The organism is Flavobacterium flevense, from assembly GCF_900142775.1.
Classification (GTDB): Bacteria; Bacteroidota; Bacteroidia; order Flavobacteriales; family Flavobacteriaceae; genus Flavobacterium; species Flavobacterium flevense.
The window spans coordinates 647,586-658,718 of sequence record NZ_FRCC01000002.1 but is presented as its reverse complement, the minus strand read 5'-3'; the positions used below and the strand labels follow the sequence as shown (position 1 = coordinate 658,718).

9 protein-coding genes are annotated in these 11,133 nt (G+C 36.0%); 1 reads left to right on the top strand and 8 read right to left on the bottom strand.

Annotated elements, in window-relative coordinates; translation table 11 throughout:
• Positions 1 to 227 precede the first annotated feature (227 nt).
• Positions 228 to 704, top strand: coding sequence for a regulatory protein RecX (locus BUB89_RS05960; RefSeq protein WP_073242908.1), 477 nt, complete (start codon positions 228 to 230; stop codon positions 702 to 704).
• 144 nt (positions 705 to 848) lie between these two features.
• On the opposite strand, the gene BUB89_RS05955 is transcribed toward BUB89_RS05960, so the two are convergent.
• From BUB89_RS05955 to BUB89_RS05920, 8 genes are all read right to left on the bottom strand, one after another.
• Complete coding sequence (locus BUB89_RS05955) at positions 849 to 2,036, bottom strand: beta-ketoacyl synthase N-terminal-like domain-containing protein (protein WP_073242906.1); 1,188 nt, start codon at positions 2,034 to 2,036, stop codon at positions 849 to 851.
• A gap of 156 nt (positions 2,037 to 2,192) precedes the next feature.
• Positions 2,193 to 3,464, bottom strand: a complete 1,272-nt coding sequence (bioA, locus tag BUB89_RS05950; protein WP_073242903.1) for an adenosylmethionine--8-amino-7-oxononanoate transaminase — start codon at positions 3,462 to 3,464, stop codon at positions 2,193 to 2,195.
• A 98-nt stretch (positions 3,465 to 3,562) separates the two neighbouring features.
• Positions 3,563 to 4,180, bottom strand: coding sequence for a dethiobiotin synthase (bioD, locus tag BUB89_RS05945; RefSeq protein ID WP_073242902.1), 618 nt, complete (start codon positions 4,178 to 4,180; stop codon positions 3,563 to 3,565).
• A 140-nt stretch (positions 4,181 to 4,320) separates the two neighbouring features.
• On the bottom strand, positions 4,321 to 4,713 hold the full coding sequence (locus BUB89_RS05940) for a GxxExxY protein (RefSeq protein WP_073242900.1): 393 nt from the start codon (positions 4,711 to 4,713) through the stop codon (positions 4,321 to 4,323).
• A gap of 43 nt (positions 4,714 to 4,756) precedes the next feature.
• Entirely contained in the window at positions 4,757 to 5,905 is a 1,149-nt protein-coding gene (locus BUB89_RS05935; protein ID WP_073242898.1) for an aminotransferase class I/II-fold pyridoxal phosphate-dependent enzyme, read from the bottom strand.
• A 182-nt stretch (positions 5,906 to 6,087) separates the two neighbouring features.
• Positions 6,088 to 6,369, bottom strand: a complete 282-nt coding sequence (locus BUB89_RS05930) for a F0F1 ATP synthase subunit delta/epsilon (protein WP_073242896.1) — start codon at positions 6,367 to 6,369, stop codon at positions 6,088 to 6,090.
• A 141-nt stretch (positions 6,370 to 6,510) separates the two neighbouring features.
• On the bottom strand, positions 6,511 to 8,022 hold the full coding sequence (gene atpD, locus BUB89_RS05925) for a F0F1 ATP synthase subunit beta (protein ID WP_073242894.1): 1,512 nt from the start codon (positions 8,020 to 8,022) through the stop codon (positions 6,511 to 6,513).
• A 202-nt stretch (positions 8,023 to 8,224) separates the two neighbouring features.
• Complete coding sequence (locus tag BUB89_RS05920; protein ID WP_073242892.1) at positions 8,225 to 11,107, bottom strand: TonB-dependent receptor domain-containing protein; 2,883 nt, start codon at positions 11,105 to 11,107, stop codon at positions 8,225 to 8,227.
• Positions 11,108 to 11,133 lie beyond the last annotated feature (26 nt).

Here is an 11,133-nt window from a genome sequence, read left to right as displayed (position 1 = left end):
CTCATATATCCCGAGTATAAAATTTCACTTAACCCTTATTTTCAAAAATTCATTTAAATTAAATCATTAAAAATCAGACTATAAAACCAGCTCGTCAACCTACATTTTTAACCGACAATCAGCTTTTATTTACAAAAAACAGTGCTAATCAAATAATAAATCGGGAGTCTTTTAAAGAATTAAGTACCTTTATGACCAAGAATCTGAACCTCAATTTGGGATTATAAATGAAAGATGTATTGACAATCAAAGAAGCCATACAAAAAACAGAACATTATTGTGCCTATCAGGACCGTTGCCACGAAGAAGTAGTGCAAAAATTGCGAAGTATGAAAATGGATTCTGATGAAATTGACCAGATAATAGCCCATCTTATCAGTGAGAACTTCCTAAACGAAGAACGCTTTGCCTGTAGTTTTGCGCGAGGAAAACATCGTATCAAACATTGGGGAAAAATCAGAATTACGAATGAATTAAAATTCAGAGGCATTAATCAAACCTTAATCAACATTGCACTAAAAGAAATCAGTCCCGATGAATATCTGGAAACTTTTGACTCGCTGGCCAACAGACAATGGGAAGCAATACACGAACGTAATTCGCTTAAAAAAAGAAAGAAATTTTGTGATTATATGCTCCGTCGGGGATTTGAGAGCAACTTAGTTTATGAAAAAGTCCGGGAATTAGAAAATAGTGATCAGTGATCAGTGATCAGTATATTCGAGCTTTTTTTCTTAAACATATAAGTAATATAAGCTTATTTAAGGAAAATATCGACAACGAAGTTCATATAAGCCAAACATCAAAGTTTATATACATACCCTATTTAACCCCAAGAAATTTCTAAGTCACAGTCTCCTCTCCTTTGGAGGGGTTGGGAGAGGAACAGACAACAATACACTCACCGCATTTCCACCAAAACCTACGGCATTAACCAATACTTTTTGGATAGATTTTGTTTGTTGTTGCGCTTTCGCAAAAGGCACTCCGATAAACTGCTTTTTTTGCAACATCAACACGGCTAATTCCACACTCAACATTCCCGAAGCTCCAAAAGTGTGTCCAATTTTCCATTTATTAGTAGTTAATAACGGAAGGTTTTCACCGAAGATTTTCTGAATCGCCTTATACTCCGTTAAATCACCTGCTTTAGTTCCCGGAGCATGCATCACGACGGCATCTACCTCTTCTAAATTAGTGTTTTCTAAAGCCATTTTCATCGATTTTTGAAAACAAGTGGCTTCTGCTGAAATTGAAATATTATGTTCCAAAATCTCCGTAGCATAACCTATACCTTCAATAAAAGCCAAAGCGTTGTCTTTTTTGCCCATTTCGAGACAACAAACCGAAGCTCCTTCACCGAGAATCATTGAATTCAATTTTTTATCCAGATTCAGCGCCTGATTTGGATATGCTTCTTCACTGTTAGAATAGATTTTTAAGGCACGCATTTGCGCAATGGTAAAATCAGTTAATGGTGCTTCACTTCCGCCAATAAGGAACTTATCCACCATTCCGGCACGTAGCCAGGCCACGCCGTTTAAAAGCGCATGCAAGGCCGTAGAACAAGTTATAGAATGCGAGATTTCAGGTCCAGTACTTTGCAAATCGTGACCAACCCATGAAGAAATATTTCCCAAAGTGGTGGTTGGCGAAGCCAAAGTTTGCGCTTTCCCAGTTTCTAAATATTCCTGAAAATGCTTTTCGAATAAATCGGTTGCACCACGCGAAGAACCAATATTGATTCCGAAAACCGAATCGGATTTCCATCCGGCATTTTCAACCGCCATACGTGAAGCCGCCATAGCATACAAAACTGATTTGTCCAGTGACTTGTATTTAATATCAGAGGCTTGCAATTCAGCCACTATTTGCTGTGAATTTTCATCCAAAGAAGCACACCAGGTTTCCTGATTATCCAAATGTCTTTTTGAAAAAAAATGGTTTTCAGAAAGATAATTTTCCCAAATGGTTTTCGGGTCATTTCCTAATGGAGAAAGGGATGCAAGAGCTGTGATCGAAATAAGTGTTGACAAGGCTATTTATTTTACCGCAAAGGTCGTGAAGTTTTTTGTAATGCACATCAATCAGTAAAAAATGGCACACGGATGACACTGATTTTAACAGATTTTCACGGTTTATTTATTCATAATCTGTGTAAATCGGTTTAATCCGTCAAATCTGTGGCCTAATTAAATTATTTCTAATGCATTTTCGACTACTTCATACACTTTTTGCAATTGCTCATCCGTGATGATATAAGGGGGCAAAATATAAACAATATTCCCTACAGGACGTAAAATAATTCCGTTTTCGATAAAGAAATTATACAATTTCGTACGCATAGTTCCGTAATAACTCTCTTCGTTTTCTTTCTTTATTTCCAATGCAAAAATAGTTCCTAAAACCCGTGTAGTGGTTACCTTTGAATGATTCTTAATATGTTCTTGAAAAGCCAAATGACTGGCGTTTACCCGAACCAAATTGGCTTGCATTTCAGGAGTTTGTAATAACTCAAAACTGGCTAATGCTGCCGCACAACCTGTGGGATTGGCCGTGAAAGTATGTCCGTGAAACAAGGCTTTATTGATATCATCATCATAAAAGGCTTCAAATATTTCCTGTGTAAAAGTGGTAATCGCCATCGGAATGGTTCCGCCTGTCAAGGCTTTAGACAAACACATCATATCCGGTTTTTGCTCCACATAATCCATCGCAAAGGTTTTTCCGGTTTTTCCAAAACCTGTCATCACTTCATCGGCAATGGTTAAAACATTATTTGCTGCACAAATTTGGATTAACTCATTTAAAGCTTCCGCTTCATACATCACCATTCCGGCTGCTCCCTGCACCAGCGGTTCAAAGATAAATCCGGCACAATTGTATTGCTGAATTACTTTTTTCAAGGCATCAAAACTCGCTTGTTCCTCACCTTTAACAGGAACAGGAATTCGTACTACATCAATAAACATTCCTTGAAAAGCCTGTGTATAAAATGAAATTCCACTTGCTGCCATTGCTGCAAATGTATCGCCGTGAAATGCATTTTCGAAAGCAATAATCGTTGTTCGTTTTTCACCTTTATTGAAAAAATATTGCAAAGCTACTTTGATAGCCACTTCTACCGAAGTCGAACCATTATCAGAAAAGAATATTTTTTGCTGATTTGCTGGTAAAATTTCCATCAGTTTTTCGGCAACTTTTACTGCTGGTTCGTGCGTAAATCCGCCAAAAAGTACATGTTCTAAAGTCGTTAATTGCTTGTAAACAGCATCGGCTATAAATCTGTTGGAATGCCCAAACGGATTCACCCACCAGGAAGCAATGGCGTCAATGTATTCTTTACTATTTTCGTCCCACAATAAAGCACCTTCACCTTTTGTAATAGCAATTGGTGTTTGAGCGGTTTTATGTTGGGTATAAGGATGCCAAAGGTATTGGCTGTCTTTTTCTGTTAAAGTCATTTTTTGAATATAAAAAATAGAGTATAGAATAATGACTATACACTGTGATTTCAGACAAAGATAAGAAAGTCTATTCTCTTTGTTCTTTTTTCTATTCTCTATAAATTTAAAAGATTCTCCCGAAACAAATCGGCATATTCCCGAATTACATTTTGATCAAAATACGGTTCCTGATTAATTCTCCCAATACATTTAATTCCTGTTTTATTCAAAATAATAGATTCTGTAGCTTTGTTTTCATCACCATTAAACAGAATTCCTGCAATAGTAATATTTCTGTTCTGCAATGCTTCAATGGTTAACAAAGTATGATTGATACTCCCCAAATAATGACGAGAAATTACAATTACTTTATAATGGGGCTTAATTAAATCAATCACGCAATCCTGATTATTCAACGGAACAAAAAGTCCTCCTGCTCCTTCAATCACAAGATGATTTTCAGTAACTGGTTCTATGATTTTTTCTAAATCAATAACAATTTTATCCAATTCGGCTGCCAAATGTGGACTCGCAGCTGTGTTTAAAGCATAGCTGTTAGAATGAATTACTGTCTTATCATTTGACAAATATGCTTTTATTTTATGACTATCCGAAGTGTCTAAATCTCCCGCCTGGATAGGTTTCCAATAATCGGCTTCTAATGCTTCGGTTATAATGGCTGATGCAATCGTTTTGCCTACATCGGTACCAATTCCTGTTATAAATAATTTCATAGATTTTGTTTAACCACAAAGTTCGCAAAGAATGCGCAAAGTTCACAAAGATTTCCGATACTAATTTCTTTGAATCTGTTCACGATTTATAAGAAAGATAGCCCTCGGATTTTGCTGATTTAACAGATTATCACGGATTTTTATTTTTTATGTTTTCTGTCGTTTGTATATATAATACGTTTAAATTCTGGATCTTCTCCAAAATTTAATACTAAACCAACTTCAATTTCTGTTGCCTTAAGGTAATTCATTAATTGGGCAAAGTGAGCATTCATAAGTAATTCACAAGCTTTTAGTTCAACTATTACATTATCTTCAACTAATAAATCTGCATAATATTCACCAACCAATAAATTTTTAAAAAAGACTTTTATAGGTTTTTGTGCTTCAACTTTATAGCCTAAAGACTTTAACTCAAAATACATGGCATTCTGATACACTTTCTCCAAAAAGCCATACCCTAAATGATTATAAACATCATAATAAGTTTTTAAAATAGAATCTGTAATTCCTTTATGAAGCAAGTTTGACATAATTAATCTGTGTTAATCGGTAAAATCTGTTTTATCAGTGGGCTTAAAAAATAAAGTTACTCAATAATCCCAACACTTCTGTGATTTCATCTTTTGTATTATATGAATGCAAACAAAAACGCAATCTTTCCTGACCTTCCGGAACAGTTGGTGAAAGAATAGCTTTTACGTCAAACCCTTTCTCCTGAAGTTGGTTTGCAATGGCTTTTACTTTTTCATTTTCAGGAATAATAACCGATTGAATAGATGATTTACTTCGAACGAAAATTGGCTTTAAGCCTAACAAATTCTTTTGCTGATTGAAATGAATGATATTCTCACGCAGCAACTTAATATTCTTGTTTTCTTTTTCTAAATTCTGATACCCCACTAAAATTGTAGCAACAGAATGGGGAGAAAGTCCTGTAGTATAAATAAAACTGCGAGCAAAATTAACCAAATACGCTCTTAACTCAAGACTTCCTAATATCGCTGCTCCATGACAACCCAATCCTTTTCCAAAAGTCATAATTCGGGCAAAAACTTTGTCTTGTGCTTCAAATTCCTGAATCAAACCCTGTCCGTTACTCCCAAAAACTCCTAAAGCATGCGCTTCATCAACGACTAAATAACAACCATATTTTTCAGAAACAGCAATCAATTCTTCCATATTGGGACAATCACCATCCATCGAAAAAACGGTTTCAGTAACTATATATATTTCTTTAATTAAGTTGTCAGACTGAGCCTGTCGAAGTCGTTTTTCTAAATCTTCAAAATCATTATGATTGAATTTATACGCTTTTGCGTAAGACAATTGGATTCCGTCTCTGATAGAAGCATGACAAAGCTCATCATAAAGTATCAAATCGCCTTTTTGAGGCACCGAACTAAAAAAACCCACATTGGCATCATAACCGGAATTAAAAATCAATGCAGACGCTGCCTGATGAAACTGAGCAATATAGTTTTCTGCTTCCTGATACACTTGATGATTTCCTGATATTAATCGCGAACCTGTGGCTCCATTATAGAATATAGCATTCTTAACCAAATATTGATGAGCAGCATCAAAAATAAGCTTGCTGTTAGAAAACCCAATATAATCGTTTGAGGTAAAATCGACTAAATTAGTATGCTCAGGTAATTGCCTGAGTGCATTATTTTGCTTACGAATTTCGAGTTTCTTAGAAAGATTTTCCGGTAATTTCATAAAAGCAAAGTTATGAATTTGAGTTTAAAGTTCTTAAAAGTTCTGATTTTTAGCCCAGATGGAAACGGCATCCTTTGCGTGCCTTCTTTAGGCAGGCAAAGATAGAGTGGACAGCTGGATAAGCTTCAAAAAAAAAGCCAAACATTGCTGTCTGGCTTTTTTTTTTATAAATATAAATTGTCTTAGTCGGCTAAAACAATTACTTTATTGTCTTTCATTTCAATAGTCCCTGAAGAGATAGCTAAAGCATAATTTTGATCGTCTATTTTCGAGAACAATTTTGCTGCTTCTTTGCTAAAACTAAAACTTGGTGCTGTAATTTTTACAGTCCCTTTTTGAAGTAAGGAAACTATTGGGGCGTGATTGTTTAAAATTTGAAAACTTCCATCTACACCTGGAACAGATACTGATGTTACTTCTCCTTTAAACAAAGATGCCTCTGGTGATACTATTTCTAAAATCATATTTTTTTAAGTTAGAAGATGGGAGTTGGGAGTTGGAAGAGGGAAGAAGAAAGAGAAGGGAAAAATGAAGAACAATTTACTTCTAACTTCCTACTTCTAGCTTCTAGCTTCTGACTTCTAACTTCTGGCTTCCAGCTTATATTATGCTTCTGCTAACATTTTCTCTCCAGCTTCGATAGCTTCTTCGATAGTTCCTTTAAGGTTGAAAGCTGATTCTGGCAAGTGATCTAATTCACCGTCAATAATCATATTAAATCCTTTGATAGTATCTTTAATATCAACTAATACACCCGGAATACCTGTAAATTGCTCAGCAACGTGGAACGGTTGAGACAAGAAACGTTGTACACGACGTGCTCTAGATACAGATAATTTATCTTCTTCAGATAACTCTTCCATACCTAAGATTGCGATGATATCTTGTAATTGTTTGTATTTTTGAAGAATCTCTTTTACTCTTTGTGCACAGTCGTAGTGCTCATTTCCTAAAATGTGTGGAGTTAAAATTCTTGAAGTAGAATCCAATGGATCTACCGCAGGATAAATACCTAACTCAGCAATTTTACGAGACAATACAGTAGTTGCATCTAAGTGAGCAAACGTTGTTGCCGGTGCAGGGTCAGTTAAATCATCCGCAGGAACGTAAACCGCTTGTACAGATGTAATAGATCCTTTGTTTGTAGAAGTAATACGCTCTTGCATAGCTCCCATCTCAGTTGCCAATGTTGGTTGGTAACCTACCGCAGATGGCATACGACCTAAAAGTGCCGATACCTCAGAACCTGCTTGTGTAAAACGGAAGATATTATCAACGAAGAACAATACGTCTTTTCCTTGATCAGATCCAGCTCCATCACGGAAATACTCAGCGATAGATAATCCGGAAAGTGCCACACGTGCACGAGCTCCCGGTGGCTCATTCATTTGTCCGAAAACGAAAGTAGCTTTAGACTCTCTCATTCCTGGTAAATCTACTTTAGACAAATCCCATCCTCCATTTTCCATAGAGTGCATGAATTCCTCACCGTATTTAATAATTCCTGACTCTAACATCTCACGAAGCAAGTCATTTCCTTCACGTGTTCTTTCACCTACTCCTGCGAATACTGAAAGTCCACCGTGACCTTTTGCAATATTGTTAATCAACTCCTGAATCAATACTGTTTTACCAACTCCGGCACCACCAAACAATCCAATTTTACCCCCTTTTGCATAAGGCTCAATCAAATCGATTACTTTAATACCTGTGAATAAAACTTCAGAAGATGTAGATAAATCTTCAAATTTTGGAGCCTGACGGTGAATTGACATTCCGTTTTCTCCTGTTTTAGGCAATTCTGGCAAACCATCAATAGCATCTCCAACTACGTTGAATAAACGTCCGTAAACATCTGCTCCAATCGGCATCTGAATAGGATTACCTGTTCCTACTACCTCATATCCTCTGCTCAAACCATCAGTTGAATCCATCGAAATGGTACGAACTGTATTTTCTCCAATGTGAGATTGTACCTCAAGGATTAATTTAGTACCATCTTTTTTATTGATTTCTAATGAATCATAAATTTTTGGAAGTTCAACATCCTTACCGTTGAAAACAACGTCAACTACTGGGCCAATGATTTGGGCAACTTTTCCTATTACTTTAGACATTACTTATGTATTTATTAAACAGCTATTTAGGTTTATGAAACTTACCTCATCAAAATTCAATGATTTAGGTGTTTTTTCAGAGCGCAAAGATAATTTTTTAAAATAAAAAATCAACAATTTTATTTAAAAAACATAAAAAAATAAAACTGAGTCTTAAAAAGGCTTTTAAAACACTCTCCAAAACTTTTTTAAAATGATTTTTCTATGGATTTACGGTCCAGGAAACAAAATACATTTGTCCAATTAAACCGGCTCCCAAAACCTGTGCATATTCTTTCCCTCCAATATTAGCACCTCCTATTTTTAAGGTCGATTTAAGTGACGGAATATTATAATTAATCTGAGCATCGACAACAGTTGCTCCGTCAACCATTCCATCCACCATAGAAGATTGCCACAAATAGTCACTATTCCATCTTCCGCTGATATTGAAACCAAAGTTTTCAAATAATTTTTCGTTCCCAAAAGAAACTTTCACCCTGTGTTTAGGGGTATTAAAACCAGCTTCAAAACTTGGATCCTTAGCTTGATCAAAATTAAACTCAGCATAATTATAATTGGCTCCTAGTTCAAAATCTTTATATACTTTTCTGGAAAGTCCTATTCCAAACCCGAAGGACTTTATTTCAACATCCGCATTGGTATACAATTGATAAATCCTAAAATTACCATTAGCCAACGCATGCAGAGACTGCACCTGAGGATTTGTAGCATATGTAGGCGCTCCTGTCGCAAAATCAAAAGTATTAGATGCCTGACCATATAAAGGTGCTATCGCATTAGCATTTCCAATAAAATTATTATAAACATTATAATAGGCATTAATATCGATATTAACATCATTAATTCTGGAACGATACCCCACCTCTAATGCTTTTACCTCTTCTGGTTTTACATAATTCACATCTGTTTTTCGCAATAAAGCTGCTGCTCCGGGCGTGTTTCCGGGATTAGCTGCCGCAAAAGCCGCAAAGGCCATTACAGAAGATGCCGTATAGGAATTATTATAAGCGTTTTCCCCGGTCATTGTTACCGAAGCACCGCCTGCATACAATTGCCCTACAGCAGGAGTCCCATTAGCAACAGCTCTTGTTTCAGAATATCGCAATAAATTATCCGGAGCTGAACCTATCAAAACAGCATTCCCTACATTAAAACCAATGTACTGATCCTGGGTAGTAGGATTTCTAAAGCCTGTTTGAAAAGAAGCTCTGAAATTATGTGTTCTGGACTCGCCGGCAGCATAGACTAAAGAAATCCTTGGCGAATAACTTCCTTTGAAATTTTGAGATTTATCATAACGGATAGATCCTGTAAATTTTAGTCGTTCTTCTAAAAATTTCTTTTGCAACTGCGTATACAATCCGTATTCATCATAATTAATGGCTCCAATAGCATCGGTATAAATTCTTCCAAAGGAATTTAATTGATACTTACGGTACGAACCACCTACCTGAATTTCAGCAAACGATATCAAATCTTTAAAATTATAATTCGCATCAGAATGATATATCCTAGAATTATCTACCAATTTTGAACCGGATAACACATCCGGATTAGCAGTCACCTGATTAAAAGCATTCTGAAAAGCCGGTGTACCCGGTATTAATCTTCCAGTTTCGGCTGCAGCACGGGCAAAAGCATGGGAGGCACTGGCATTACCGGCATAAGAAGGACCAAATAAACCTGCAAAAGCCTGAGAGTAAGCACCTGCATATTGTCCAAACCAATTATTATCTGATTTCCACATTCTGTTGATATTGATTCCTGTGAATTGCATATCATAAGAATCACCTCCGTTTTCAGATGTGGTATAACCTCTCAGGAAAAAATTCTTCCCCTTAAATTCTATTTTATGTTGTTGCATAAAAAAGTTATTCAAATAATACCGATTAGCCCCTTGATAAACGGCATTACCGAAACCAAATTTACTTTGCAGAATTACTTCTAACTTTTCATCTCCAAAAGGTCGAATGTGTAACGAAAGATCAATTTTAGTATTACTTGCTCTGTTATCGGTTAAGTCTGTTTCATTATAACCTGTTCTGGAAACATTTTCATTAGGCAATAATGCGGCTAAATTAGAAGGAAGCAAATTATTAGCCACCAATGTTTGTCCTACCGTATAAATATTAGTAGAAACTTCATCTCCATATACATTAATTCCGTCATAATTTTGATGTGAACGATCTCTGCCAATATTGGTTTTATCATCATAATTGGTAGCAAACCAATCCGTACCCCGCATATAAGTAAAGTTAGCTTTTCCGGCTATGTGTCGGCTAAAGGCTTTTGCCATTCTAACTCCATAATCAATATAATCGTTGGTACCAGCAGCTTTTTGGCTGGTTTGACCATATTTAGCATAAGCCGATATTCCTTCATACAGAAACGGGCTTTTACTATTCATAAACAAAATTCCATTGAAAGCATTCGCTCCGTATAATGCCGAAGAAGCACCGGGCAACAACTCCACACTTTGCACATCGATTTCAGAAACACCAATCATGTTTCCTAAAACAAAATTCAACAAAGGTGATGCATTGTCCATGCCGTCAACCAATTGTAAAAAACGGGAATTAGCCACAGTAGCAAAACCACGGGTATTGATGGATTTAAAAGACAAACTGCTGGTATTCATCTGAACTTCTTTCAAATTCTCTAAACCATCATAAAAAGTTGGGGACGCCGTTTTTTTAACCTCACTAATTCCCATTCTTTCAATAGTAACGGGTGATTCAAAAACTCTTTCGGGCGTTCTGGAAGCAGATACGACAATTTCATTCAGCATATTTTGTTCTTCCTGCAAAACTATATTGATCTGTTGTTTTTTTGAAGTAACCATAATTCGTTGGGATACAAATCCCACACTGCTAATTTCTATTTCATAAGGCGGTGTATTGTTGGTATCCAAAACAAATTTTCCGTCACTGTCAGTTACAGTTCCTCCGGAATCAGCAGTTGCTTTCACATTTGCACCAATAATAGGTTGATTATTACTTTCAACCACAACACCCTGAACAGTATTTTGAGCATAAATGATGCTGCAAAAAAACAATGGTAAAAAAAACAAATACGCTTTCATATGATTAAGTTTTATTTAGTTTGGGG